This is a genomic window from Micromonospora sp. CNZ280 (assembly GCF_011759515.1).
The window spans coordinates 722,766-747,253 of sequence record NZ_JAAOYP010000001.1 but is presented as its reverse complement, the minus strand read 5'-3'; the positions used below and the strand labels follow the sequence as shown (position 1 = coordinate 747,253).

At 74.8% G+C, this 24,488-nt stretch carries 26 protein-coding genes, 1 tRNA gene and 1 pseudogene; 18 read left to right on the top strand and 10 right to left on the bottom strand.

Going from position 1 to position 24,488, the window contains the following annotated elements:
• Positions 1 to 169 precede the first annotated feature (169 nt).
• A complete protein-coding gene (locus tag FHX32_RS03545; RefSeq protein ID WP_167179404.1) occupies positions 170 to 778 on the top strand; it encodes an isochorismatase family protein in 609 nt (202 codons plus the stop codon).
• 3 nt (positions 779 to 781) lie between these two features.
• A complete protein-coding gene (locus tag FHX32_RS03540) occupies positions 782 to 1,762 on the top strand; it encodes a DJ-1/PfpI family protein (protein ID WP_167179402.1) in 981 nt (326 codons plus the stop codon).
• Here the strand turns inward: FHX32_RS03540 and FHX32_RS03535 are convergent.
• The gene (locus tag FHX32_RS03535; protein ID WP_167182176.1) at positions 1,644 to 2,348 is read right to left on the bottom strand and encodes a hypothetical protein; all 705 of its coding nucleotides are present in this window, start codon (positions 2,346 to 2,348) and stop codon (positions 1,644 to 1,646) included. The genes FHX32_RS03540 and FHX32_RS03535 overlap by 119 nt on opposite strands.
• Before the next feature lie 61 nt (positions 2,349 to 2,409).
• Positions 2,410 to 2,766, bottom strand: a pseudogene (locus FHX32_RS03530) (class I SAM-dependent methyltransferase); the annotation flags it as partial.
• Positions 2,767 to 3,072: 306 nt separating this feature from the next.
• On the opposite strand from FHX32_RS03530, the gene FHX32_RS03525 reads away from it, so the two are divergent.
• Complete coding sequence (locus tag FHX32_RS03525) at positions 3,073 to 3,942, top strand: alpha/beta fold hydrolase (protein ID WP_167179400.1); 870 nt, start codon at positions 3,073 to 3,075, stop codon at positions 3,940 to 3,942.
• Between the two features lie 78 nt (positions 3,943 to 4,020).
• On the opposite strand, the gene FHX32_RS03520 is transcribed toward FHX32_RS03525, so the two are convergent.
• Complete coding sequence (locus FHX32_RS03520) at positions 4,021 to 5,121, bottom strand: pyridoxal-phosphate dependent enzyme (RefSeq protein WP_208417932.1); 1,101 nt, start codon at positions 5,119 to 5,121, stop codon at positions 4,021 to 4,023.
• Between the two features lie 179 nt (positions 5,122 to 5,300).
• A complete protein-coding gene (locus FHX32_RS03515; RefSeq protein ID WP_167179398.1) occupies positions 5,301 to 5,561 on the bottom strand; it encodes a hypothetical protein in 261 nt (86 codons plus the stop codon).
• A gap of 165 nt (positions 5,562 to 5,726) precedes the next feature.
• Here FHX32_RS03515 and FHX32_RS03510 point away from each other — a divergent pair, with 165 nt between their 5' ends.
• Together FHX32_RS03510 and FHX32_RS03505 are read left to right on the top strand one after the other, a co-directional pair.
• The gene (locus FHX32_RS03510; RefSeq protein WP_146228020.1) at positions 5,727 to 5,993 is read left to right on the top strand and encodes a hypothetical protein; all 267 of its coding nucleotides are present in this window, start codon (positions 5,727 to 5,729) and stop codon (positions 5,991 to 5,993) included.
• A 157-nt stretch (positions 5,994 to 6,150) separates the two neighbouring features.
• Positions 6,151 to 6,771: a dihydrofolate reductase family protein gene (locus FHX32_RS03505; RefSeq protein WP_167179396.1), complete on the top strand. Its 621-nt coding sequence runs from the start codon at positions 6,151 to 6,153 to the stop codon at positions 6,769 to 6,771.
• Positions 6,772 to 6,786: 15 nt separating this feature from the next.
• On the opposite strand, the gene FHX32_RS03500 is transcribed toward FHX32_RS03505, so the two are convergent.
• The gene (locus tag FHX32_RS03500) at positions 6,787 to 7,128 is read right to left on the bottom strand and encodes a winged helix-turn-helix transcriptional regulator (RefSeq protein WP_233257642.1); all 342 of its coding nucleotides are present in this window, start codon (positions 7,126 to 7,128) and stop codon (positions 6,787 to 6,789) included.
• Positions 7,129 to 7,194: 66 nt separating this feature from the next.
• Here FHX32_RS03500 and FHX32_RS03495 point away from each other — a divergent pair, with 66 nt between their 5' ends.
• Both FHX32_RS03495 and FHX32_RS03490 read left to right on the top strand, forming a co-directional pair.
• Positions 7,195 to 7,623, top strand: coding sequence for a DUF4440 domain-containing protein (locus FHX32_RS03495; RefSeq protein WP_167182170.1), 429 nt, complete (start codon positions 7,195 to 7,197; stop codon positions 7,621 to 7,623).
• A gap of 211 nt (positions 7,624 to 7,834) precedes the next feature.
• A complete protein-coding gene (locus FHX32_RS03490) occupies positions 7,835 to 8,389 on the top strand; it encodes a GrpB family protein (RefSeq protein WP_167179394.1) in 555 nt (184 codons plus the stop codon).
• 51 nt (positions 8,390 to 8,440) lie between these two features.
• On the opposite strand, the gene FHX32_RS03485 is transcribed toward FHX32_RS03490, so the two are convergent.
• Positions 8,441 to 8,516, bottom strand: a tRNA-Arg gene (locus FHX32_RS03485).
• A 168-nt stretch (positions 8,517 to 8,684) separates the two neighbouring features.
• Here FHX32_RS03485 and FHX32_RS03480 point away from each other — a divergent pair.
• A complete protein-coding gene (locus FHX32_RS03480; RefSeq protein WP_167179392.1) occupies positions 8,685 to 9,377 on the top strand; it encodes a hypothetical protein in 693 nt (230 codons plus the stop codon).
• A 36-nt stretch (positions 9,378 to 9,413) separates the two neighbouring features.
• Here FHX32_RS03480 and FHX32_RS03475 read toward each other — a convergent pair whose 3' ends face one another.
• The gene (locus FHX32_RS03475) at positions 9,414 to 10,463 is read right to left on the bottom strand and encodes an alpha/beta hydrolase (RefSeq protein ID WP_167179390.1); all 1,050 of its coding nucleotides are present in this window, start codon (positions 10,461 to 10,463) and stop codon (positions 9,414 to 9,416) included.
• Positions 10,464 to 10,564: 101 nt separating this feature from the next.
• Positions 10,565 to 10,990 carry an HPF/RaiA family ribosome-associated protein gene (locus FHX32_RS03470; protein WP_167179388.1) on the bottom strand — a complete coding sequence of 142 codons (426 nt, stop codon included), beginning with the start codon at positions 10,988 to 10,990 and terminating at the stop codon, positions 10,565 to 10,567.
• A 496-nt stretch (positions 10,991 to 11,486) separates the two neighbouring features.
• Here FHX32_RS03470 and FHX32_RS03465 point away from each other — a divergent pair, with 496 nt between their 5' ends.
• The 4 genes from FHX32_RS03465 (at position 11,487) to FHX32_RS03450 (ending at position 16,680) form a co-directional block, all read left to right on the top strand.
• On the top strand, positions 11,487 to 12,401 hold the full coding sequence (locus FHX32_RS03465; protein WP_167179386.1) for a single-stranded DNA-binding protein: 915 nt from the start codon (positions 11,487 to 11,489) through the stop codon (positions 12,399 to 12,401).
• 397 nt (positions 12,402 to 12,798) lie between these two features.
• Positions 12,799 to 13,800 (top strand): cobalamin biosynthesis protein, encoded by a 1,002-nt coding sequence (locus FHX32_RS03460; RefSeq protein WP_167179384.1) that lies wholly within the window; start codon positions 12,799 to 12,801, stop codon positions 13,798 to 13,800.
• Complete coding sequence (locus tag FHX32_RS03455) at positions 13,797 to 15,347, top strand: cobyric acid synthase (RefSeq protein WP_167179382.1); 1,551 nt, start codon at positions 13,797 to 13,799, stop codon at positions 15,345 to 15,347. The genes FHX32_RS03460 and FHX32_RS03455 overlap by 4 nt, the downstream gene beginning before the upstream one ends.
• A 265-nt stretch (positions 15,348 to 15,612) precedes the next feature.
• Positions 15,613 to 16,680, top strand: a complete 1,068-nt coding sequence (locus FHX32_RS03450) for a hypothetical protein (protein ID WP_167179380.1) — start codon at positions 15,613 to 15,615, stop codon at positions 16,678 to 16,680.
• A 134-nt stretch (positions 16,681 to 16,814) separates the two neighbouring features.
• Here FHX32_RS03450 and FHX32_RS03445 read toward each other — a convergent pair whose 3' ends face one another.
• A complete protein-coding gene (locus FHX32_RS03445; RefSeq protein ID WP_167182167.1) occupies positions 16,815 to 17,216 on the bottom strand; it encodes a rhodanese-like domain-containing protein in 402 nt (133 codons plus the stop codon).
• A 183-nt stretch (positions 17,217 to 17,399) separates the two neighbouring features.
• Between FHX32_RS03445 and FHX32_RS03440 the strand changes: the two genes are divergently transcribed.
• From FHX32_RS03440 to FHX32_RS03425, 4 genes are all read left to right on the top strand, one after another.
• Positions 17,400 to 18,020, top strand: a complete 621-nt coding sequence (locus FHX32_RS03440; RefSeq protein WP_486480894.1) for a uridine kinase family protein — start codon at positions 17,400 to 17,402, stop codon at positions 18,018 to 18,020.
• Positions 18,021 to 18,094: 74 nt separating this feature from the next.
• Positions 18,095 to 19,447 (top strand): dipeptidase, encoded by a 1,353-nt coding sequence (locus FHX32_RS03435; RefSeq protein WP_208418265.1) that lies wholly within the window; start codon positions 18,095 to 18,097, stop codon positions 19,445 to 19,447.
• 77 nt (positions 19,448 to 19,524) lie between these two features.
• Positions 19,525 to 19,731: a hypothetical protein gene (locus tag FHX32_RS03430; RefSeq protein ID WP_109902554.1), complete on the top strand. Its 207-nt coding sequence runs from the start codon at positions 19,525 to 19,527 to the stop codon at positions 19,729 to 19,731.
• 127 nt (positions 19,732 to 19,858) lie between these two features.
• Positions 19,859 to 21,442 carry an ATP-dependent DNA ligase gene (locus FHX32_RS03425; protein WP_167179376.1) on the top strand — a complete coding sequence of 528 codons (1,584 nt, stop codon included), beginning with the start codon at positions 19,859 to 19,861 and terminating at the stop codon, positions 21,440 to 21,442.
• Positions 21,443 to 21,476: 34 nt separating this feature from the next.
• Here the strand turns inward: FHX32_RS03425 and FHX32_RS03420 are convergent, their stop codons facing one another.
• Positions 21,477 to 22,301: an SURF1 family cytochrome oxidase biogenesis protein gene (locus FHX32_RS03420; RefSeq protein ID WP_486480893.1), complete on the bottom strand. Its 825-nt coding sequence runs from the start codon at positions 22,299 to 22,301 to the stop codon at positions 21,477 to 21,479.
• Between the two features lie 175 nt (positions 22,302 to 22,476).
• Here FHX32_RS03420 and FHX32_RS03415 point away from each other — a divergent pair, with 175 nt between their 5' ends.
• Positions 22,477 to 23,868 (top strand): cobyrinic acid a,c-diamide synthase CobB, encoded by a 1,392-nt coding sequence (locus FHX32_RS03415; RefSeq protein ID WP_167179372.1) that lies wholly within the window; start codon positions 22,477 to 22,479, stop codon positions 23,866 to 23,868.
• Positions 23,865 to 24,434 (top strand): GNAT family N-acetyltransferase, encoded by a 570-nt coding sequence (locus tag FHX32_RS03410; protein WP_167179370.1) that lies wholly within the window; start codon positions 23,865 to 23,867, stop codon positions 24,432 to 24,434. Before FHX32_RS03415 ends, FHX32_RS03410 begins: the two co-directional genes overlap by 4 nt.
• The last annotated feature ends 54 nt before the right edge of the window (positions 24,435 to 24,488 follow it).

The following is a 24,488-nucleotide window of genomic DNA, read 5'->3' as shown; positions in this document are numbered from 1 at the left end:
CTCCCCGCGATCTTGCACTTTGTGCCCTGGCAAACGCGGCAAAAGCCGCGAGGAAGGGGCGGAACGTGCAAGATCGCGGGAGCGGTGGCGGTGGCGGTGGCCGGATCGTTCCGCAGCGGGGCAGGATGGTGTCTGCCGCCCCGGCCCCCGGCCAGCCAGGATTCAGGTCATGAGCAGAGCAGCACTCGTCGTCATCGACGTCCAGGAGTCCTTCCGGCAGCGCCCGATCTGGGCGTACGCCTCGAACCCCGACATCGTCGACGCGGTCGACCGGCTGGTCGCCGCGGCGCGGGAGCGGGGCGACCTGGTGGTCTGGGTCCTGCACGCCGAACCCGGCACCGGCGGCGTCTTCGACCCGGCGAACGGGCACGTCCGGCTGCTCGACGGGCTGGCACCGGCGGCGGGGGAGCCGACCCTGGTGAAGACCTCGCACAACGCGTTCACCACCACCAACCTGCAGCAGGTGCTGACCCTGGCCGGCATCCGCGAGGTCACTGTCTGCGGGATCCGCACCGAGCAGTGCGTGGAGACCACCACCCGGGTCGGCTGCGACCTCGGCTACGAGATGACCTTCGTGACCGACGCCACGGTGACCTTCCCGACCCCGCACCGGGACCTGCCGGAGACCGCCACCCTGGCCGAGATCCTGGCCGACCCGCGTACCCTCTCCACCGACGAGATGATCGCGCGCACCGAGTACGCGCTGGCCGGCCGGTTCGCCACCGTCCGGACGGTGGCCGAGGTGACCGGCGCGGTCCCGGCCGGCGCCCGGGGCTGAGCCGTGGCCCGGGTCGTCTTCCTGCTGGTCCCGCAGGTGCACCTGCTGGACCTCGCCGGGCCGGCCCAGGTCTTCTCCACCGCCGCCGACCTCGGGTACGACTACCGGCTGCACTACGTCGCCGACCGGCCGCAGGTCCCGACCGTGCAGGGCGTACCGCTGGTGGCCGGGCCGGACTGGCCCGAGCTGACCCGCGACGACCTGGTGGTCGTGCCCGGGTGGCGGACCAGCGCGCACGGCCCGCAGGGGCCGGTCGGCCCGGACGACCTGCGGCGGCTGGCCGAGCACCACGCCCGGGGCGGGACGGTGGCCAGCGTCTGCGCGGGCGCGTACGCCCTGGGCCGGGCCGGCCTGCTCGATGGCCGGCGCTGCACCACCCACCACGACGTGCAGGACGACCTGGACCGGCGGTTCCCGGCGGCCCGGGTGGTCCGGGACGTGCTCTACGTGGTCGACAACCGGGTGGTCACCTCGGCCGGCATCGCCAGCGGCATCGACGTGGCGCTGCACCTGGTGGCCACCCGGCACGGCCCGTCGGCGGCCGCCCGGATCGCCCGGACGCTGGTCGTCTACGCCCGCCGCAACGGCCACGAGCAGCAGGCCAGCGCCATGATGCGGTACCGGTCGCACCTGTCCGACGCGGTGCACCGGGTGCAGGACCTGATCGACTCCCGGTTCGCCGAGCCGCTGCCGCTGGCCGAGCTGGCCGCTGCCGGCGGGGTCGCCGAGCGCACCCTCACCCGACTGTTCCGCCAGGCCACCGGCCTGACCCCGCTCGGCTACCAGCAGCTGCTGCGGGTGGAGCGTGCCGAGCACCTGATCGGGCACGGCAGCACGGTGGAGGCGGCGGCCCGCACGGTCGGGTTCACCGACGCCCGCATGCTGCGCCGGCTGCGGTCCCGCGCGAACCGGAGCCCGAGCCTTCCGGATGGTAGTAGTCGTCCCGGGAGCGGAACACCACCGGCAGCGACCCAGGCAGCGTGATCCGCCCGTCGCCGGTTAGCGGCCCGCCCCCGGCGCGCAGCCGCAGCACGTCCCGCTCGGCCGGGGAGAGGTCGACCAGCTGCGGCCGGGTCAGCCGGAAGGTCGCCACCGACCGGCGTACCTGCCGGGCCAGTTCGGTGACCTCGTCGGCCGGGCCGGCCAGGGCGAGCGCCGGCTGCCAGATGGTGCGCAGTGCGCCGCAGACCACCAGCAGCTGGGCCGGCCGGTCCGGCCCGGCCGGCACCAGCTCCAGCCGGGACGGCCACTGCCAGCGGATCTGACCACCGATCAGACCCGGCATCCGGACCCGGCGGCGGTGCCGGGTGGTGTCCCGCACCCCGCCGACAACGGCGAGCTGCCACCCGCCGCCCGCGTACGCGATCCGCCGGTCGGTGACGGTCACCGCCACCGGCACCGGCAGCGCCCACCGCTGCCACGCCTCGGTCGGGCCGAGCAGGTAGCCGGCGGCGTGCAGCCGGTGCCGCCACAGCACCCGCTCGCCCGGATCGGGCACCAGCTCGTGGCGCCGGTCGAGCACCGGGGCGACGTCGTCGTCCGGTGCATCGAACCGGTGCGGACCGATGATTCACCCGCAGCGCCTCACCCAGCGCGGCCACCCGGTCGGCGCGTTCGGTGAGGTGGTAGAGCGGCCCGAGCAGCAGGGTCGCGTCGGCGCACCGGCCGGCCAGCGGTAGCCGCCGTGCGTCGCCGACCGTCACGGTCACCGCCGGACGCACGTCGCGGGCCGCCGCCGCGTGCGCCGGAACGAGGTCGACCACGTGCACCTGATGCCCGGCGTCGGCCAGCCAGCCGGCGTAGGCGCCCGGGCCGCCGCCGACGTCGAGCACCGTCGCGGGCGCCGGTGGCAGCAGCCGGGCCAGCAGGTCGCGGGTACGCAGCGCCTCCAGCCGCCCGTGCGGTGCGCGGGACAGCCGGTCCGCCTCGACGAAGACGTCCGTGTAGTAGCGCACGATGTCCGGCTCGGGGGGTCGATGCTCCGGCATTCGTCGATGGTGGACGCATCCGCGCCGGCCCGTCACCCGGTTTGTCTCGCCGCGCCCCGCCGCGATTGCGGTCCGCGTGCGGCGTCGTCGTGAGGGTTGCCGGCGTTCCGCGCGGCCGGCCGGCATACTCGGGGGGTGCGGCAGGACGACGGGCTGAGCGACGGGCTCCAGTTGGGGCGAACCTGGCCCTGGCCGTGCTGCTGATCCTGGCGCCGATCGCCTGCTGCGCCGGGCTGGTGGCCAACTGGTCGTGGCACTGACAGTCGGAGCCGATGAGTTTTCACCACGGGAGGGGTCAACACCGTCATGACGAACACGCACACACTGGAGACCGCCGAGGTCGACATCGTCTACGACGTGCGCGGCCCACTGCCGCCGGCCGACGGACGTCCACCGCTGTTCATGATCGGCCAGCCGATGGAGGCCGGCGGCTTCGCCACCCTGGCGTCGTACTTTCCCGACCGCACAGTGGTCACCTACGACCCGCGCGGGCTCGGCCGCAGCCGCCGCAAGGACGGCCGGGACGACCACGACCCCACGGTCCAGGCCACCGACGTGCACGCCGTCATCGAGGCGCTGGGAGCCGGACCGGTCGAGTTGTTCGCCAGCAGCGGCGGCGCGGTGACCGCGCTGGCGCTGGTTGCTGCGTATCCCCACGATGTGACCACCCTGGTGGCCCACGAGCCACCACTGATCTCGCTGCTGCCCGATGCCGAGGCCGCCGTGCGCGCCCGCGACGGTGTTCGCGACGTGTACGAGGCCAAGGGGTCGAACGCCGGCATGGCGGCCTTCCTCGCCATGACGGCCTGGCAGGGCGAGTTCACCGCCGACTACTTCGCCCAGCCCGCGCCCGACCCGGGCCAGTTCGGGATGCCGAGCGAGGACGACGGCTCCCGGGACGATCCGCTCCTGTCGGACCGGTCCTGGGCGGTCAGCAGCTACCGTCCCGACCTGGCCGCGTTGGCCGCGGCGCCGACCCGCGTCCTGATCGCCATCGGCGAGGAGACCGGGGACGTCCTCACCGGACGCACCGCGGTGGCCACCGCCGAACTGCTCGGCCAGCGGGCGGTCGTGTTCCCCAGCCACCACGGGGGCTTCCTCGGCGGCGAGTTCGGCTACGCCGGCCAACCCGAGGCGTTCGCCGCCAAGCTGCGCGAGGTCCTCGACGGCGCCTGACGACCGCGCTCGGCCTCGCCGTACGGTCTTCGGCAGGTGCGCGGAGCGTGGCAGACCCGCGCACCTGCCGAGGCGCGGTCAGGAGGGCTCGGTCCACCGGCCGTCGGTGAGGAAGCGGTCGATCGTCTCGGCGTACGGGGTCGGATCGAGCCACCTCTGCCGGATCCAGCCGTCGTCGTAGTAGGTGCCGCGGTAGGCGTCGGCGCCGTCGCAGATCAGCGTGGCGATGCTGCCTGACTCGCCGCCCTGCCGCATCCGGTGGGCGATGCGCAGAGCGCCCCAGAAGTTGCTGCCCGTGGAGGGGCCCGCCGACCAGCCGGTGGTCGCCGCCAGGTGGCGCATGGCGGCGAGAGTCGCCGCATCCGGTACGGGCATCGCCAGGTCGACGACCTCGGGCAGGAACGCCGGCTCCACCCGGGGTCGGCCGATGCCCTCGATCCGGGACGGCATTCCGGTGCCGTAGCCGTCGTAGCCGGTGACCCAACTGGGCCAGTACGCCGAGTTCTCCGGGTCCACCAGCGCCAGCCGGGTGGGATGGCCGTGGTAACGGATGTGTCGTCCCACCGTGGCGCTGGTCGATCCGGTGCCGGCGCCCACGACCACCCACGCGGGTGCCTGGCCCTCCTGCGTGCCGACCTGCGCCAACAGGGCCGCCCCGACGCTGTCCGCGCCGCGCCAGTCCTCCGCCTGCGCCGCCGAGGCGAGATGGTCGAGGTAGTGGCCGTCGACCTCGGCGGCGAGCCGGACGGCCTCGTCGTAGATGGCGGCGGGCGGATCAAACGCATGGCAGCGTCCGCCGTACCGCTCGATCCGTTCCCGTTTCGCCGGCGACGCCCTGCCCGGCACGACGGCGATGAACGGTACGCCGATCAGTTGGGCGAAGTAGGCGGTGGCGATCGCGGCGTTACCGGCGCTCGCCGCCACGACAGTGGTGCCCTGCCGGATGTCGCCCCGGACGACCGCGTCTTCCATCAGCCGCCGGACCAGGCGGTGTTTGAGGCTGCCGGTGGGGCGCAGTGACTCGTCCCGGAAGTACAGCGAGACCCGCCACGACTCCGGCAAGGGGTAGCGGCGCAGCGGGATGGGCGTTTCCGCGGCAGCCTCCTCGCGCAGCCGCGCCAACGCCAGCTGCGCCCATCGGCGGGTTCCGGCTTGCGTCGAGCCGTCAGGATCAGTCACAGCGCTCCCGTGGTGAAGATCAATACCGGCGTACGTCATCGTAAGGGCCTGGAGGGCCGAGCCAGGCTGGTGCCTGCTGGCCCGGCGGCGGCTCGGCACGTCGGCGATGCGCTGGTTGGTGTCCACTTGGTGAGCGAGGGAGCGGTGCTGGCCCGGCGCTGGCAGTCGTCCCGGTCGCATCAGCGCGGGTGCTCCACGGCGGGCGGGGTGTCGGCCAGGTTGCCGGTCGGAAAGACGTGCACGTGGCCGCAGGGCCGCGCCACGTCCGGTGCCATGCCGACCGGATGGGCCTCCAGACCGACCCGCGCGATGGCGGCGGTGGCGTGGACCGCGTGCGCGACGCAGGTGTACGCGCAGGCGTCCAGGGAATCGGCGCTGTACAGCTCGATGCGGACGGTCGCGGGTTCTTCGCAGGCGGGCAGGGTGGGTAGGGTTCGCACGGGTCGCCTCCTGGTCAGGCGATCAAGGCCCTCGGTCAGCGGTTGCGTCGCTGCCCGAGGGCCGTCCTCCTAATGGGCCAATCTATCAGATCATATTTGGCCAATCAATGCTATGTAAAGCACACATCGCTTGGCCAAGCTTAGATCGCGCATGCGATGCCTTGCTTGGCTGGTGAGATCATCTGGCATGTGGCCAACCGACTAGCGGATGCCGTGCACGTGTTTCGCATGGCGCAGGCGACCGCCGCCGCCTCCGCTGAGCGCGCAGCCCAGGATCGGGAGAAGGTCACCGAGGCCCGGGATCAGCTGGCTGCCGCCATTGTGGAGGCTGCCCGGGACGGCATGCGCCAGATCGACATCGTGCGAGTTACCGGCTACACCCGCGAGCGGGTGCGCCAGATCCTCCGCGCCCACGGCGTCACCCCGGACTAACCAGCCCGGCTGACGTGCGTGAAACCACGCGCACGTGAGGCATGCGCCTGGGCTGCCGCCCGGGAAATTTCCCGCGCGCCGTCGATCCGGCGGCGGGTCGGTCGTGTAGCTGGTGACGGGCCGGCGATGGGCTGGCCCCGCACGCGAGGAGACCGCGATGGGCGAGCTGGTTGTCGTTGAGAACGTGACGCTCGACGGGGTGATGCAGGCACCGGGCGGAGCCGACGAGGATACGTGGGGAGGCTTCCGGCACGGCGGATGGGCACACCCGTACGCCGACCACGTGATGGCCAAGACGATGGGCAAGGGCATGAGCGACGACGGCGTGATGCTGTTCGGCCGCCGTACCTACGAGCAGTTCCACGGCTTCTGGTCGAAGCAGACCGACGGCAATCCGTACACCGAGGTGCTCAACCGCAAGCACAAGTACGTCGCCTCGCGCACCTTGGCCGAGCCGCTGCCGTGGCGGAACTCCTCCCTGCTGACGGGCGACGTGACGCAGGCCGTGGCCGCGCTCAAGCGGGACGTCGAGGGCGACCTGGTCGTGCTCGGCAGCGGGGAGCTGGTGCGGTCACTGGCCAGAGCGGGCCTCGTCGACGTCTACACGCTGTCGATCCACCCGCTCGTGCTGGGTACCGGCCGGAAGCTGTTCGCCGAGGGGGAGGACGCGTACGGCACCTTGGAGCTGGTCGAGGCCGTGCCGACGACGACTGGCGTGATCATCGCGACGTACCGCCCGACCGCCTCGCTCGGCTCCTCGGGCTCGATTGCGCCCTGAGCGAGCCACCCACCGTCACGCCCGCTCGCGCAAGAGCGCGTCCCCGGTCCGGTAGAGCTCGACCAGCAGTGGGCGCAGCTCCGTACCGGCGCGGGTGAGGCGGTAGCAGGTACTCGGCGGGAAGGTGCGGGAGCGCTCGCGCTCGACCAGACCCTGTCGGGTCAGCGCGGCGAGCCGCTCGCTGAGCACCTTGGCGCTCAGGTCGGGCAGCGCTGCCTGAAGATCACCGAACGATCGGGGGCCGTGCATCAATTCCCGCAGCACCAGGGTGGCCCACCTGCCGCTCACCGCGGCCAGGGCGACCTCGACGGGGCAGTCGGGCTCCGGCCGGCGGGCCGCGCCTCGCTGGTCCGGCACCAGGTCACGGTCCCAGCCGCCGCTCACCGTTTGGTTACCTTCGCGAGCAGCACCTTGACTGTCGACATGTCTCACGACCTCAACACCCACTCCACGAGTGTCCCGCTCAGCGACAACGCTGCCCAGCACCCGTCGGTGTTCGCCCGCGCCTTCAACTCCGGGGACATCGCGGCGGTCGAGCAGGTCTACGAGCCCGGCGGCCTACTCGTCACCGTCCCCGGCCAGCCCGTCACCGGTGCCGCCCGGATTGCGGCCAATCAGCGCTTCCTCGATCTCGGGCTCCCGATCGAGGTGCGGCCCCGCCATGTCTACGTCGCCGACGACATCGCCCTGCTCATCGTCGACTGGACCATTGACGGCACCGATCGCGACGGCCGACCCGTGCACATTGAAGGCACCGCCACCGATGTCGCCCGCCGCGGCCCCGACGGCCGCTGGCGGTACATCATCGACAACCCGTTCGGCATCACCCGGCCGGAGACTCACCACGGTTAGCGGTGGAGCGGCGCAGGCTCGCGTAGCGAAGCATCGCGGTGAAAGGAAGTGCTGTGCGCCCGGCAGGATTCGAACCTGCGGCCCGTGGGACTGGAAGAAGATCGCGTACGTCCGGTCACGCGCAGCCCGTCCGTCGCTGCCGGCGAGCGTCGGCATCAGCGGGCGGTCTTGGCCGTACGGATGGCTGTATCGAGCCGCTACGGTGGCCGACGTGAAGGACGATGCGCCCGTAGTCGAGGTGGTGCCTTACGACCCGGCCTGGTCGGTGCGCTTCACGGTCGAACAACGGCTGTTGTCGGAGGCGCTGCCTGCGGCGCTGAGCGTCGAGCACTTTGGGTCCACCAGCATCCCCGGATTAGCGGCCAAGCCCATCATTGACATCCTGGCGGTAGTGCCTGAGGTTGAGGCGGTCGTCGCCGACCTCCGGCCACTTGAGCTGCTGGGATACGTCTATCGTCCGATGGCCTTCCCGGAGGACGATGATCACTTGTTCTTCGCGAAGGACACCGCCGGGAAGCGAAGCCACCACCTACACGTCTTCGGCGTCACGTCGCTGGTACCAGAAGCGAACCGAGTCTTCCGCGCCTACCTCGCGGCCAACCCCGACGCTGCCCGACGCTACGAGGCGGCAAAGAAACGTGCGGCCGAGTTGCAGCCGCACAGCCGGGCCCAGTACGGCGCCGCGAAGGAAGAAGTGATGACGCAGTTGTTGGCTGAGGCCCACCTGTGGAGGCGAGCGGCAAGGCACCAGTCGGCAGAGGCCTAGAACTGTCACAGCCAAGAAGCGGGATCGGGTGCCAGTGAGCTGCGGTGGTGGTGGTGCGCCCGGCAGGATTCGAACCTGCGGCCTTGGGATTAGAAGTCCCCTGCTCTATCCGCTGAGCTACGGGCGCATGCTGTGGTCGTCGCGCCAGAAGGGTACCGCCGCCCCCGGCGCGAGCGGTGGAACGGGTGCCCGGGAGGCCACGCCGCCGATCAGCGTCGCACGTGCTGCCGGCCGGTGGCACCCGGATTCCGGCCCGCCGCCCCCCACGGCGCCTCCGATCCGTACCCTCGGCCTGGTGCTGCTTGACCCGGATGTCGAGAACGAGGTCGCTTACGAGCTGTGCCAGCTCGTCGGCCGCGCCATCCTGCCGTTTCGCGGGATCGGCCAGGTCCCGGCGACCGCCGGCACCGCGTTCTTCTTCCGCGACTCCGCGGGGGAGTACCTGTTGACCGCCGACGCGCTCACCGACGCGCCGCTGGGCGAGCTTGGCCTGCGGGCGAGCCTGACCGAGCCCGCGGGGGCGGCCGGCGACGTCGTGCCGGCGCCGGAGTCCTGGCTGCACCGGACCGAACTCGGCGTCGCGATCCTGCCCACCGCCGGCCTGCACGAGGACGCCCGGCGGGCCGGCTGGCGGTGGCGGACCCAGCAGGTGGCCGAGAGCGTCGCGGCCGGCGCCGACGTGGTAGCCCGGATCGGCGCGGAGCCGGGGTCCGCGTTCGTGCTCGCCAACGGGGTCCGCGAGGACGGGTCCCGGCCGCTGGAGGTGGCGATCGAGCAGGTGGTGCGGTCCGGCGACGCCGTCCGGATCACCACGGAGCTGCCGCCGGGCTACGTCGGCGCACCGGTGTTCGGCGTGCAGGCCGACGCCGCCGGTGAGGTCGCGCTGCACTGTCTGGGCCTGGTCCTACCGGCCACCGTGGGTGGGCACCCGGTGGCGACCTTCGACCGGATCCGGGCCGCCATCCCGGCGGCACCCGGCCCCGCCTGAGCACACCCGGCCCGCCGGTCGGTCGCGCCCGGGCGGTCAGCCGCTCTGCGCGGCCGCGTCCGCCGGGTCCGGCTCGTCCGCCGGTCGCCGGCCGCCGGGCACGCCGGCGTCGGCGGGCGTCGGGCGTACGTCGGTCGGCCCGGCGCCGAGGAACGCCTCGGCCCAGCGGCCCACCTCGGCGAAGACCTGCTCCCGTACGGCCGGGCCGGAGAGTGTCAGGTCGTGCATGCCACCGTCGAAGCGGGCCACCGTGACGTGCCGGCCCAGCCGGGGCGCCCAGCGCACCATGTGCTCGACGTCCAGCACGGCGTCGGCGAGGGCGGCCGACTCGTGCCACCGGGTGCCCTTGAACGAGCGGGTCGAGCAGGCGAGCAGCACCGGCACCTGGATGTCCAGCCCGGCGCGCAGTTGCCGCTGGCCGGTGCGGATCGCGTTGAGCCAGCCGGCCCGGACCGGGAACCCGGCGAGCGGTTTCCACTCCAGCTCGTACTGCCACTCGCCGCGGTGGTCGGCGTGGATGGTCTCGCTGTAGACGGTGCCGAGCCCGAATGGCAGGACCCGGCGCGGCGCCCGGCGGCCCAGCCGCGCGGCGGCCGCGGCGATCGGCCGGCGCAGCAGCCAGGGCGCGTTCAGGTCGAAGAACGGGCTGTTCAGGAAGACCCCGTCGATGATCCCGGCGTCCCGCCGGGCGTGCGCCCAGAGCGGCATGACCAGCCCGCCCGTGGAGTGGCCCATGGCCAGCAGGGTGTCGTGCCCGTCGTCCGCGCGGATGATCTCCGCCGCGGCGTCCAGCTCCGGGAAGTAGTCGCCGACGTCCCGGCAGAAGTTCGGGGTCTGGTGCGGCAGCAGGCTGCGGCCGTGCTTGCGCAGGTCGAGGGCGTAGAAGTCCCATCCCCGCTCGGCGAAGAAGTGGCCGAGGTGGGCCTGGAAGAAGTAGTCGGTGAAGCCGTGCGTGTAGAGCACGGCGCGCCTGGTGGGGCGGTCGGCCCGGCGGCGGACCAGGGTGGCCACCACCGGCCCCTCGTCGTCGGTGCCCAGGTCGATCGTCTGCCGCTCGTACGGCGGGCCCAGCACGTCCGGTTCCACGTCGGTGACGGTACGCCCGGAAGCTACCCGGCGGTAGCCCTCCGGCGCTCCCGCGTCCCCGTCCGCCCGCACCCGGCGGACGGGGACGCGGCGCGTACGCCTCAGGCGGTCTCCGCGTCGGCGCACGCCGGGTCGACGTCGCCCGCCGGTTCCCCGGACCTCGGGCTCGGCTGGCCGATCTCCCGGACGTGCTTGTTGTGCCGCGGCTCCTGCTTCGTCTTCGCGTCGTTGAGCCGGCGCCGCAGGTCGTCGCGGGCGTCGTTCAGCGCGGCCCGCAGGTCCTCCTCGGCCGAGGTGGTGACGATCTTCTGCCGGCCGGCGATCCAGCACTCCAGGGTGACCTTCTGGCCCCGGGAGTCCCGGTCCTTCACCGACACCTCCAGCTCGGTGGCGTCCGCGTGGAAGGCGGCCAGCCGGGCGTCGAGGGTGGCGAACTGCTCGACGATCCAGTTCCGGTCGCCCTGGGAGAACCCGGCGCCGACCCGCAGGCACCCGGCCACCGTGGCGGGGTTCGCGACGGCGCTCATCGCCGCACCTGGCCGGGAACGCGAAGGGAACGGGTGGTGGTCGTCATCATGGCGCTGACCTTTCGTTCGACGTCGTGCTGTCGGCGGTGCGGTTGATCAAATCCATACCCCGCCGCGCTCCGTCCGGAACGCGACGCTTGTCGCACCTCGATCGTCCGGCCATGATCACCGCCGGCCCAGGGCCGGCCGGGCGTCGAACCCGGGCCGCTCGGCCCTTGATCGCCGGGCGCGGGGAGCGCCGGCCGACCCAGGCCCGCGCCGCGGCCGACCGCTGGTGCCCGCCGGTGTGCCCACGGTCACGGACGTCGGGCCGGGCGCGATCGACGCGGCCGTCTGCTCGGCCGGCATAGCACACCGGCTGCTTGATCGGGGCGTTGTCCACAGCCGGTCGGGCTGTCCACAGGCGGGCGGCACGAGCCGGCGCCGGGCGGACCGCCGGGCCAGGCTCGGCACGAGTCGACTCGCCATGCCAAGCCCGATCTCCCCTGGAGGGACGATGTTCGACACGTACGTCACGATCGTCGGCAACGTGCTGACCGCGCCCGAGTGGCGCCGCACCACCCAGAGCAACACCCTGGTGGCCAACTTCAAGGTCGCCTCGACCGCGCGCCGGCTCGACCGGGACAGCGGCCGCTGGGTCGACGGCAACAGCCTGCGGGTCCGCGTCAACTGCTGGCGCAAGCTCGCCGAGGGCGTGGCCGCCTCGGTGATGGTCGGCGACCCGGTGGTGGTGTGCGGCCGGCTCTACACCCGCGACTGGACCGACGACGCCGGCAACCATCGCACGCTGTACGAGCTGGAGGCGGTCGCGGTCGGGCACGACCTGTCCCGGGGCCGGGGCCGCTTCCTGCGTAACCGGCCCAGCCTGACCACCAGCACCGTCGAGGACGCCGAGGCGGAGCAGCGGGTGCACGGCGAGCCGACCGAGCCGGTGCCGACCGGCGAGGCGCCCGCCCGGCCGGACGAGCGCCCGCTCGACGACGACTTCGAGCTGTCCGGGTTCACCGCCTCCCGGCCCGGTCGCGGCCTGCCCACCGGCGCCGCCTTCGCCGGGCCGCTCGACCCCTTCGACGAGCGGGCGGACGACGATGACGACGGACTGGGCACCGGGCCGGCGGTCGGCGGTCGGCCGGGTGACGCCCGCAGCGTGGAGTTGACCGTCGACGGTCTGGCCGCCGGCCCGGGCGGCAGCCGGCAACTGGGCGTCGACGACGGCCCGGCCGGCGACACGGGCGGTACCGGGCCGCTGGGCGTCGACGACGACCCGGCCGTCGGTGCCGACGAGTTGGCGCCGCTGGGCGGCGAGGACGAGGCGCCGGACGGCGAGCTGGGGCCGGCGCCGGAGGCCCCGGCGACGACTCCGAGCGGGCGCGGCCGACGGGGTCGGGGTCGGGTGCCGCAGCCGGCGTGAGCGCGGGGCGCGGAGGTGTCCCGACGACGGGGGCGGGTGTGCCGGCGGTCCACCGCCGCCACCCCGCTTCGGCCACGCCTCCGCGCCGCCCGCTCAGCCCAGAACCGCACAACTTGCGGTACGTAGCGGTGTCCGGCGAGGTCGGATACCGCACCTTCCCGGGAGTCGGGAACCGCCCCGGCCCGGCGGCCCCGAGTTCGGCCGTCCCGAGCCGGGCGGGCCGAGTCCGGTCGTCCCGTGCCTGGTCAGCGTGGCCGTCCGAAGCCCGGCCGAGACCCGAGCATGGGCGTTCTGCGCGGCGGGAGCGTGCCGGGCGGGTGCGCGGGGCGGGGTGGGAGCGTGGGGCGGGGTGGGAGCGTGGGGCTGGTCTAGGCTGGCCGGCCGGAGGTGGTGACGGGTGCGGCAGGCTGCGCCGGTGGCGAACGCGGTGGGACTGGCCGCGGGGTACGCCCTGGACTCGCTCCTCGGTGACCCGCGGCGGTGGCACCCGGTGGCGGGCTTCGGCCGCGCGGCGGGCGCCCTGGAACGGCGGGTGTACCGACCCGACCGGCCGGCCGGCGCCGCGTTCACGGCGATGGCGGTCGGGGTGCCGGTGCTGCTCGGCACGGCCGCCACGATCGCCACCCGACGCCGGCCGGTGGCCCGGGCGGTGCTGGTCGCCGCCGGCACCTGGACCGTGCTCGGCGGGCGCACCCTGCGCCACGAGGCCACCGTGATGGGCCGGGCGCTGCGCGACGGCGACCTGCCGGCGGCCCGGCAACGGCTCGGCAACCTCTGCGGGCGGGACCCGTCCGCGCTCGACGAGCCGGAACTCGCCCGGGCCACGGTCGAGTCGGTCGCCGAGAATACCTCCGACGCGGTCGTCGCCCCGCTGCTGTGGGGCGCGGTCGCCGGGCTGCCCGGCCTGCTCGGCTACCGGGCGGCGAACACCCTCGACGCGATGGTCGGCCACCGCTCGCCGCGGTACGCCCGGTTCGGCACCCCGGCCGCCCGCCTCGACGACCTGCTCAACCTGGTGCCCGCCCGGGTGACCGGGCTGCTCACCGTCGCCCTGGCGCCAGCCGGGAACGGCGACCGGGACCGGGCCTGGCGGGTCTGGTGCCGGGACCGCAACGACCACCCGAGCCCGAACGCCGGGCAGTGCGAGGCGGCGATGGCCGGGGCGCTCGGCGTACGGCTGGGTGGGCGCAACGTCTACTTCGGGCGGTCGGAGGTGCGCCCGTTCCTCGGTGAGGGTCCCCGCCCCGAGGCCCGGCACCTGAGGCGGGCGGCCCGGATCTCCGGCGCGGTCGGGCTGGCCGCGCTGGGGCTGGCCGCCACGTATCCGGTGACCGTGGGCCGGCTGGTGAGCGCCGCCGGGCGCCGGGTGTTCGGCGGCGGGCGGGGGAGCGCCCGGTGAACGGGGGACTGCTGGTCGCCGGCACCACCTCGGACGCCGGCAAGAGCGTGCTCACCGCGGGCATCTGCCGGTGGCTGCACCGCCGGGGTGTCAAGGTGGCGCCGTTCAAGGCCCAGAACATGTCCAACAACTCGGCGGTGGTGGTCGGGGCGGACGGCCGGGGCGGCGAGATCGGTCGGGCGCAGGCGATGCAGGCCGCCGCCTGCGGCCTCGCCCCCGACCTGCGGTTCAACCCGGTGCTGCTCAAGCCCGGCAGCGACCTGGCCAGTCAGGTGGTGCTGCTCGGCGAGGCGGTGGACACGGTCACCGCTGGCAACTTCCGCCAGTTGCGTCCCCGGCTCGCCGAGACGGCGTACGCGGCGCTCGCCGAGCTGCGCGCCGCCTACGACGTGGTGGTCTGCGAGGGCGCGGGCAGCCCCGCCGAGATCAACCTGCGCGCCGGCGACTACGTCAACATGGGACTTGCCCGGCACGCCGGGCTGCCCACCATCGTGGTCGGCGACATCGACCGGGGCGGCGTCTTCGCCTCGATGTTCGGCACCCTGGCCCTGCTCGACCCGGCCGACCAGGCGTTGCTCGCCGGATTCGTGATCAACAAGTTCCGCGGTGACCTCGGGCTGCTCCAACCCGGGCTGGACATGCTGCACCGAGTCACCGGCCGCCCGACGTACGGGGTGCTGCCCTGGTCGCTCGACCTGTGGCTGGACGCGGAGGACTCGCTCGCGTACGGCCGGGTGCTCGGCCGGCCGGCCGGCCCGCACGGCACCGACTGGCTCGACGTGGCCGTGGTCCGGCTGCCCAGGATCAGCAACGCCACCGACGTGGAGGCGCTCGCCACCGAGCCGGGCGTACGGGTCCGGCTGACCGTCGAACCGGCCGAGCTGGCCGCCGCCGACCTGGTCGTGCTGCCCGGCTCGAAGTCGACAGTGGCCGACCTGGCCTGGCTGCGGGAGACCGGGCTCGCCGACGCCGTGCTGGCGCACGTGGCGGCGGGAAAGCCGCTGCTCGGCATCTGCGGCGGCTTCCAGATGCTGGCCCGGGCGATCCACGATTCGGTGGAGAGCCGGCGGGGCAGCGTGCCCGGCCTGGGCCTGCTGCCCGTCGAGATCACCTTCCACCCGCGCAAGACCGTCCGGCAGTCCACCGGCACCGCCGGCCCCGGCGTGCCGGTACGCGGCTACGAGATCCACCACGGCTACGTCTCGTCGGCCGACCCCACCCTGGCCCCGCTGCTGACCTGCGCGGACGGCACCGGGGAGGGAGCCGTCGCCGGGGCCGTGCACGGCACCCACTGGCACGGTGCGTTCGAGTCCGACGAGTTCCGCCGGCGCTTCCTCACCGAGGCCGCCCGGATGGCCGGCCGGCACGGCTTCCGGGTCGCGCCGGACACCTCGTTCGCCGCCGCCCGGGAACGGTCCCTGGACCTGCTCGGCGACCTGGTCGAGGAGCACCTGGACACCGACGCCCTCTGGCGGCTGGTCGAGACCGGGCCGCCGCCCGGCCTGCCCTTCATCCCGCCCGGCGCCCCGCCCGGCGTCGACCACTGACCTGTCGTCCGGCCCCTCGGCGGCCGGGCAGGCGTCGCGCGGACCCACACCAGCGCCGGCCGGCCGGCGTGCAGCGCCAGGCAGACCTCCGGAACACGGCCGGTGACGGCCAGCGGCGGTGCGCCGACCGGCGGCGATCACCGGCCTTCCGTCCCGGCCGGTGGCGAGACCGGCGGTGGCCAGCGAAGCAACGGCCGGCCGACGACGGCTGGCGTGGACGCCGGCGGGACACCGTGCGGGCGGCGGGATCGCTAGAGTGCGCCGGGTGTTCTTGAATCGTTCCGGAAAGTTGACTGATCGCTGCGCCGAGGTGGAGGCGGCCGTGCGGGCCCATGACAGCGCCCGGATGACCGAAGCCGTGCCGCGGTTGTGGGAGGCGGCCCAGCAGGCCACGCCCGCCGAGCTGGACGAGGCGCTGTCCCGCTGCGTCGCGCTCCTGCCCGAGCTGGGAGTCAGCGCGGGCGGGCAGTTCGCGGTGCTCTGCGGTGCGCTGGTGGAGCTGGGCGCCCGACCGGATCCGCTGATCAGCACCGTCGCCGACGGGTTGCTGGACGCCCTCACCGAGGCCGAGCGGTTCCGGGCCGCATGGGAACGGGTCCACCCCGACGAGGAACTGCCCGAGCCGGGTGACCCCACCGCGCTGGAGCCGGCGATCGCGGCGATGACCGCGGCCGGGGGCGACGAGGACGGCACCGTCCGGGCGGCGCTGGGCTGGCTCTCGGCCGGCAACTGGGCGATGCCGGCGACGACGCTGCTGCAGCACTCGACGGCCCTACGGGAGACGTTCCCGCACCGGGCGCGGCTGCGTGAGCTGGGCAGCGGGCTGGCCGACGCCCGTAGCGACCTGGACTGCATGCTCGGGCTGCTGCGACTGCTCGACGCCGAGCGGTTGCTCGTCCTGCACCGGGAGACCGGCCGCGGCTGGTGGGTCACCGTCGACGGCGTGGGCGACAACTTCCAGCTGCACACCCTGCTGGCCGGAGCGCTGGCGCAACCGGGCCGCATCGCCGGGCTCACCGTCGACCCGGCGTGGGTCGCGGTCGCCACCGACGCGCCGCCGGAGCGGTTCGGCGGCATGGTTACCGGCAGTTTCAACCTGGTGGACGGCCACGGCGCGTGGATCTGGAACGAGGGACTTCCTGCCGACATCCCGCTGCTGGACGGGGTCCGGGTCGTCGTGCTGGACCCGCCGTCCTACACCCGTAGCTGGGAGAACGTCCGCCGATACCCGACGGTGCCCGGCTCGCTGGTCGTGGACGGGGAACTCGGCCCCGCCGACGCGGCGGCCTGGCTGGCCAAGGTCGCGCCCGCCGGGAACCCGCTGGACGACTGACACCACCCGGCGGCGCGGCGGGGCTGCTCCGCAGCCGGGCGAGCCGGGCGCCTGGATCCCGCCCGGCGACGCGCAGCCCGCCGGGCTCGCCCAGTCGATCCGGTCCACGCCCCCGCGGGCCGTACCGGCGCCGGTCAGTAGCGGACGTCGGCCGGGCGATCGGACATCGGCAGCCCGGCGGCCAGCCAGGCCTGCACTCCGCCGATCATGTCGGTGGCCCGGTGCAGCCCCAACGCCCGCAGGCTCGCCACCGCCAGGCTGGAGCTGAAGCCGTGCTGGCAGGCCAGCACGACCCGCAGGTCGTACCCGGTGGCCTCGGGGATCCGCCAGGCGCTGGCCGGGTCCAGCCGCCACTCCAGCACGGTGCGGTCGACGACGATGGCGCCAGGTAGCTCGCCCTGTTCCTGCCGCTGCCGTTCGGTGCGGGTGTCGATCAGCAACGCCCCGGTGCGGACCGCATCGACGGTCTGGTGCGGGGTCAGCCGGCGTACCCCGGCGCGGGCCTGTTCCAGCAGGGCGTCGACGCCCGGACTCATCACGCTGTGGGACACCAGCCGATCATCCCGTCCCGTCCCGGTGTCCGGCCGGGGAACGGCCCTGGTCCGTGCCACGACCGCCCGAACGGGCGACCGCACCGCGTCCGCGCCGGCCGGGGCGCGCCGGACGCCGGCACCCGTCCGAACCGGCCCGTGGCCGGGTGGGCCGGTTACCGTCGGCGGGTGGTGGTCGTGGTCGAGGCGTACGTCCAACTGGCCCGCCGGGTGCTGGCCGCGCCGGCGCGGTTGGGGCGGACCCGGCTGGTGGCCGTCGACGGGCCCAGCGGCGCGGGCAAGAGCGTCTTCGCGGCGCGCCTCGCGGACGCGCTCGCCGGGCTGCCCGGTGGTGGGCGGCCGCCCGTGGTACACACCGACGACCTGCTCGACGGCTGGGCCGACCAGTTCACCTTCTGGCCCCGGCTGGAGGCGTGCGTGCTGGCGCCGCTGCGCGCCGGGCGGCCGGGCGCCTACCAGCGGTACAGCTGGGTGCGGCGGCGATTCCTGCCGCGCCCGGTGCCGGTGCCGGTGACGCCGGTGCTGCTCGTCGAGGGGGTGAGCGCGGCCCGGGCCGCAGCGCGGCCGGACCTCACCCTCGCCGTCTACGTCACCGCCCCGGCGCCGCTGCGGCTCGCCCGCGCGGTCGAGCGGGACGGCGCGCAGATCCTGCCGGAGCTGCGGCGCTGGCACGCCGGCGAGCGGGCGCACTTCGCCGCCGACCGCACCCGGGCGCGCGCCGACGTGGTGGTGGACGGGGCGCCGGGGCTGCCGCACGACGCCGACCGCTACTACCTGCGGCTGCCCTGACCAGCGCTGCTGCCGCCTCGGGCGGTGCGGCCCGGTAAGGCCGGCATACGATGCCGGTCATGACCACACCGACCATGTCCGAGTCCGACCTGCGGGCCGCCGTCGAGCGGGAACTGCCCGGCGTCCGCGCCGACCTGGAGCGCCTCGTGCGCATCCCCGGCATCGCGTTCGAGGGTTTCGACCACTCGCACGTCGAGCGTTCCGCCGAGGCGGTGGCCGAGCTGCTGCGCGGCTGCGGCCTCGACGTGAAGATCGTGCGCTCCGGCGGGCAACCGGCGGTGATCGGGAAGAAGGCGGCCCCGCCCGGTGCGCCGACGGTGCTGCTCTACGCCCACCACGACGTGCAGCCGGTCGGCGACCTGTCGCTGTGGGAGTCCGACCCGTTCGAGCCGGTGGAGCGGGACGGCCGGCTCTACGGCCGCGGCGCCGCCGACGACAAGGCCGGCATCATGGCGCACGTGGCGGCGCTGCGCGCGTTCGGCGACGCCCTCCCGGTCGGCGTGGTGCTCTTCATCGAGGGCGAGGAGGAGTACGGCTCCGACTCGCTGGAGCGGCTGCTCGCCGAGCACCGCGACGAGATCACCTCGGACGTGATCGTGATCGCCGACTCCGGCAACTGGGACATCGGCGTGCCGGCGCTGACCACCTCGCTGCGCGGCATCGTGAACTGCTTCGTCGAGGTGCGCACGCTCGACCACGCGGTGCACAGCGGGATGTTCGGCGGCGCCGTGCCGGACGCCCTCACCACCCTGGTGCGGCTGCTGGCCACCCTGCACACCGACGCCGGCGACGTCGCCGTGGAGGGCCTCGTCGGGCGGGAGGGCGCCACCGTCGACTACCCGGAGGAACGGTTCCGCGCCGAGGCCGGGATGGCCGAGGGCGTGTCGTTCATCGGCACCGGCCGGATCACCGACCGGCTCTGGACCAAGCCGGCCCTGGCCGTGCTGGGCATCGACGCGCCGGCCACCGGTGAGGCGCCGAACGCCCTGGTGCCGGCGGCCAAGGCCAAGCTCAGCGTCCGGCTCGCGCCGGGCGACGACCCCAAGCGGGCGTACGCGGCGCTGCGCACCCACCTGGAGAAGCACGTGCCGTGGGGGGCGCGGGTGGAGGTCAGCTTCGAGCACGACGGCTTCCCGTGCGTCATCGACGCCGCCGGCCCGATGTTCGACGCCGCGCGGTCGGCGTTCCGCACCGCCTGGGACGGCACCGACCCGGTGGACATCGGCGTGGGCGGGTCGATCCCGTTCATCGCCACCTTCCAGGAGATGTTCCCGCAGGCCGCGATCCTGGTGACCGGGGTGGAGGACCCGCACGCCCGGGCGCACGGCCCGAACGAGAGCCTGCACCTGGGCGAGTTCGCGCGGGTCTGCCTGGCCGAGACCCTGCTGCTGGCCAAGGTGGCCGAGGCGGGCACGAAGGGCCGGTAGGCGTCGGAACCGTAACTTCCCGATGGATGTGGGAGTTTGCGGTGTGTCGGGCGCCGGGCTGTTATAGCCTTTCGAACATGAGTACGAACGAGGTGATGGCCCGGCTGGGGGCCGCCGTCAGCGCTCTGGGGGACGTCGACGTCTCCGCGTGGCCCGAGGACACGCTCAAGGAACAGCTCGGCGAGCTCTCCGCCGCCCTGGTTGCGCTGGACGCGGTGCTCTCCCGGGTCGCCGACGAGGTCCGCGCCCGCGGCCTGCGCATCGAGGAGCCCGTCTCGGCCTGACCGGCGTACGGTTCGCGCGGCGGGTGCCCGGAATCGTGGCCGGCGTGGCGAGTGGTCCTGGGGGGCCGCGCCGGCCCGGGCACGGCAATGCCGCGGTGGTGTCGGGGGTGGCTGGCAGGATGAACCCGTGCGGTTCATCGACCTGGCAGCCACCTCCGCCGCCGTCGGCGCCACCAGCGGCCGGCGCGCCAAGGTGGAGCTGCTCGCCGACGCGCTGCGCCGGCTCGACCCGGCGGAGATCGCGGCCGGCGCCGGCTGGCTCGCCGGCGAGCTGCGCCAGCGGCAGACCGGGGTGGGCTGGGCGAGCCTGCGCGACCTGCCGCCGGCCGCCGAGCAGTCCACGCTGACGGTGGCCGCGGTCGACGCGGCGATTGACGAGATCGCCGCGGTGCACGGGCCCGGCTCGCAGGCCCGCCGTCGGGCGCTGCTCGGGGCGCTGTTCGGCGCCGCCACCGCCGACGAGCAACGCCTGCTCACCGCGCTGTTCAGCGGCGAACTGCGGCAGGGTGCCCAGGCTGGGCTGCTCGCCGACGCCGTGGCCAGGGCGGCCGGCGTGCCGCTCACCGCCGTCCGCCGGGCCCTGCTGCTCGCCGGTGACCTGCGGGCCGTGGCGGTGGCCGCGCTCACCGGCGGCGCCGCCGCGCTGGCCGGCTTCGGTCTGCGGGTCGGGCGCCCGCTGGCACCGATGCTGGCGCAGAGCGCGCCGTCGGTCGACGAGGCGCTCGCCGCCACCGGCACCCCGGCCGTGGTCGACGTCAAGCTCGACGGCATCCGGATCCAGGTGCACCGCTCCGGGTCGGAGATCGCCGTCTTCACCCGCAGCCTCGACGACATCACCACCCGGGTGCCCGAGGTGGTCGCCGCCGTACGCGCGCTGCCCGGCCGCGAGCTGGTGCTCGACGGCGAGGCCATCGGGCTGGACGCGACCGGGCGGCCGCTGCCGTTCCAGGAGACCGCCAGCCGGGCCGCCCGGCGCACCACCCCGAGCACCACCGGCCGCGCACCGGTCGCCCCGGCGGTGCTCGCCGCCGCCGAGGCCACCGGCCAGACGGTGCTCACGCCGTACTTCTTCGACCTGCTGCACCTCGACGGCGAGGATCTGATCGACCTGCCCGGCCGGGAGCGGTGGGCGGCGCTGGCCGGCGCGGTCGACGCGTCGCTGCTGGTCGGGCGGATGGCGGTGGACGGGCCGGAGCAGGCCGGCGCGGCGTTCGCCGCCGCGGTCGACGCCGGCCAGGAGGGCGTCGTGGTCAAGTCGCCCGAGGCACCGTACGACGCCGGCCGGCGGGGCTCCGCCTGGGTGAAGGTGAAGCCCCGGCACACCCTCGACCTGGTGGTGCTCGCGGTGGAGTGGGGCAGCGGCCGGCGTACCGGCTGGCTGTCGAACCTGCACCTCGGCGCCCGCGACCCGCGCACCGGCGAGTTCGTGATGCTCGGCAAGACGTTCAAGGGGCTCACCGACGAGCTGCTGCGCTGGCAGACCGAGCGCTTCCTCGACCTCGCGGTGGAGAAGGGCGACTGGGTGGTGCGGGTCCGCCCCGAGCAGGTGGTGGAGATCGCCTTCGACGGGGTGCAGACCAGCTCCCGCTATCCGGGTGGGATGGCCCTGCGCTTCGCCCGGGTGGTGCGCTACCGCGACGACAAGACCGCCGCCGAGGCCGACACCATCGACGCGGTACGCGCCATCCACGCCGGCCGCCCCACCGGCTGACCACCGCCCCGGCCCGCCGGAGCGCCGGTCACCCTCAGGCCGGGGTGCTCGGGGCAGGCTCGGCGGCCCGGTCGACCGGCCGCTGCGGCGTCCCCCCGGACAACCGGCGGGCCTCCCGGCGGGCCGCCCAGCCGTAGCCGAACAGCGTCATCCCGGCGAAGAGCCACCACTGCACGACGTAGCCGAAGTTCTGCCAGTTGTTGGCGTGCCCGACCGGCACCGCGGTGAAGGCCGGGTCGGCCGCCGGCGTCTGCTCGTCCAGCAGCAGGTACGCCCCGTGCACCGGGTAGGGCAGCTCGCGGGCGAGCTGCGGGACGCCGATCCGCCGGGTCTCCAGCCGGCCCTCGCGCCGGGACACCCCGACCGACCCGCTCTCGGTCTCGTGCACCCGACCCACCACGGTGACCTCGCCGGTCGGGGCGGCCGGCACCTGCGGCTGGGCGGTGGCGCCACCCGGGGCCGGCGGGATCCACCCCCGGTCCACCAGCACCGCCGTGCCGTCGGCCAGCACCAGCGGGGTGAGCACCTCGAAGCCGACCCGGTTCTCCGCCGTCCGGCCGCGGACCAGGACCACGTTCGCGGTGTCGTACCGGCCGGTCACGGTGACCCGGGTCCAGACCTTCTCCTCGGCGGGCGCGGGGCCGGCCGTGCCGCTGCCGCCGGTGGGGGCGGGCACCGCCTCCCGCAGCGGCACCGGGGCCATCCGCAGGCCGGCGTCGATCCGCTCGTTGACCTCGGTGCGACCCCGGTAGCGGTCCAGCTGCCAGTTGCCGAGCAGCACCATCACCGTCGCGGCGACCAGGGTCAGCGCGAGGATGCCCAGCCAGCGCGGCGTCAGCAGGAACCGGTACACCCCCACGAGGCTACCCGTATGACCCGGGCCACTGCGCCGGACCGGGTGTCGTCGTCAGCGGCGCCCGCCGCGACCCGCCCGCTTCGCGGCGCTCGCCCGGCGGTCGGTTCGGCTATCGTCACGCGGGCGGACCGCGGCTGCGGTCCGTAACCGCGTACCCGCCGCCGCGAGGGAGTCGATGATGACCGTCGTGCCGCGCCTGGTGCTCAGCGCGCCGTCCTCCGGGCACGGCAAGAACGCGCTGGCGATCGGGTTGCTCGCCGCGCTCGCCGACCGGGGCGACCACGTCGCCGGGTTCAAGATCGGCCCCGACCAGGTCGACGCGGCCTACCTCGGGCTCGCCGCCGGGCGGCCCGGGCGCAACCTGGATCCCCGGCTGGTCGGCGCGGACCGGATCGCCCCCCTGCTCGGGCACGGCGCCGCCGGGGCCGCGCTCGCCCTGGTGCAGGGCAGCATGGGCCTCTACGACAGCCTCGCCGGCCGTCCCGAGACCGAGTCGACGGCGGCCGTCGCGATCGCGCTGCGCAGCCCGGTCGTGCTGGTGGTCGACGTGGCCGCCACCGGGCAGTCGGTGGCCGCGCTGGTGCACGGCTTCCGGTCGTACGACGAGCAGATCTGGCTGGGCGGGGTGATCCTCAACCGGGTCGCCTCGGCCCGGCACGAGGCGCTGCTGCGTGAGGCGCTCGACGACATCGGCGTGCCGGTCTACGGCGCGCTGCGCCGGCAGGATCTGCCGCCGGTGCTGCCGGCGCGCCGCCTGGGCGCCGTGCCGGCGCTCGCCGGCTCCGGCGAGGCGACCCGGGCGGTGCGCCGGCTCGGCGAGGCGGTCGCCGCCACCGTCGACCTGGACCGGCTGCTCGGGCTGGCCCGCTCCGCTCCGCCGCTGCCCGCCGAGCCCTGGTCGCCGGCGCCGGGCGGGGAGCCGCCGGCGGGGGACCGTCCGGTGGTGGCGCTGGCCGGCGGGCCGGGCGGCAGCTACAGCCACGCCGAGACCGCCGAGCTGCTGCGGGCGGCCGGGGCCGAGGTGGTCACTGTCGATCCGTTGCGCGACGAGGCGCTGCCGGCCGGCAGCCGGGCGCTGGTCGTCGGCGGCGGCCTGCCCGAGTCGTACGCCGAGCGGCTCTCCGCCAACCGCCGGCTCTGCATAGCGGTCGCCGAGCTGGCCCGCACCGGCCGGCCGGTGGTCGCCGAGGGCGCCGGCCTGCTCTGGCTGGCCCGGGAGCTGGACGGGCTGCCGATGTGCGGGGTGCTCGACGCGGTCGGCGCGAGCCGGGAGGGCATGGTCGTCGGCTACCGGGAGGCGACCGCGGTGACCGGCACCGTCGTCGCGCCGGCGGGCGCCGTGGTGGCCGGGCACAAGGCGCACCGGGCGGTGCTCACCCCGCGGGCCGGGCAGCGCCCGGTCTGGAGCTGGTTGGGCGGGTCGCCGGAGGGCTTCGTCTGGCGGGGCGTGCACGCCTCGCAGCTGGTGGTGCACTGGGCCGCGGACCCGGAGATCGCCGCCCGGCTGGTGGCCGCGGCGGCGGCGGAGCCGGCGGTCGAGGAGGCGCGGCCCGGCGGAGTGCCGGCGTGATCGGTCAGGTGGCGATCCGCCGGTTCCCGGCGCTGACCGTCTCCACCCCGCGTACCGAGGTGCGCCCGCTGGTGGCGGCGGACGCGCCGGCGGCCGAGGAGGTCTTCGCCGACAAGCAGACCCAGCGCTGGCTGCCGCTGGCCGACGCCACCGGCCAGATCGACGGCCACGCCTGGTGCACGGACCTGGCCCGGCAGCGGCGGGACGCCGGCGACGGCGACCACTACGGGGTGGTCCGCCGGGAGGACGACCGGGTGGTGGGCTGCCTCTGGACCCGGCGCACCGACTGGGGCGCCCGGTGCACCGAGATCTCCTACGCGATGGCGCCGCACGCCCGCGGGTTCGGGCTGGCCGCCGAGGCGGTCGACGCGCTGGCCATCGCGCTGATCCTGGAGCACGGCTTCCAGCGCGTCGAGCTGCGGGTGGCGCCGGGCAACCTGGCGTCGCGCCGGGTGGCGGAGAAGGCCGGCTTCAGCTACGAGGGCCTGCTCCGCAACGCCGGCTACGCCCGTGGCGGCCGGGTCGACCTGGAGGTCTGGTCCTTCGTGACCGCCGATCTCCACTGACCCCCTCCGGCCGCCATGCCCGGCGGACGGCCCCGGACCCCTGGTCGACCCGCC

Excerpts from the sequence above, each read along its gene's own strand:
- FHX32_RS03545 (WP_167179404.1), top strand. The coding sequence starts at position 170 with ATGAGCAGAGCAGCACTCGTCGTCATCGACGTCCAGGAGTCCTTCCGG.
- FHX32_RS03525 (WP_167179400.1), top strand. The coding sequence starts at position 3,073 with ATGACGAACACGCACACACTGGAGACCGCCGAGGTCGACATCGTCTAC.
- FHX32_RS03505 (WP_167179396.1), top strand. The coding sequence starts at position 6,151 with ATGGGCGAGCTGGTTGTCGTTGAGAACGTGACGCTCGACGGGGTGATG.
- FHX32_RS03495 (WP_167182170.1), top strand. The coding sequence starts at position 7,195 with ATGTCTCACGACCTCAACACCCACTCCACGAGTGTCCCGCTCAGCGAC.
- FHX32_RS03470 (WP_167179388.1), bottom strand. The coding sequence starts at position 10,990 with ATGAGCGCCGTCGCGAACCCCGCCACGGTGGCCGGGTGCCTGCGGGTC.
- FHX32_RS03465 (WP_167179386.1), top strand. The coding sequence starts at position 11,487 with ATGTTCGACACGTACGTCACGATCGTCGGCAACGTGCTGACCGCGCCC.
- FHX32_RS03445 (WP_167182167.1), bottom strand. The coding sequence starts at position 17,216 with ATGAGTCCGGGCGTCGACGCCCTGCTGGAACAGGCCCGCGCCGGGGTA.
- FHX32_RS03435 (WP_208418265.1), top strand. The coding sequence starts at position 18,095 with ATGTCCGAGTCCGACCTGCGGGCCGCCGTCGAGCGGGAACTGCCCGGC.
- FHX32_RS03430 (WP_109902554.1), top strand. The coding sequence starts at position 19,525 with ATGAGTACGAACGAGGTGATGGCCCGGCTGGGGGCCGCCGTCAGCGCT.
- FHX32_RS03415 (WP_167179372.1), top strand. The coding sequence starts at position 22,477 with ATGACCGTCGTGCCGCGCCTGGTGCTCAGCGCGCCGTCCTCCGGGCAC.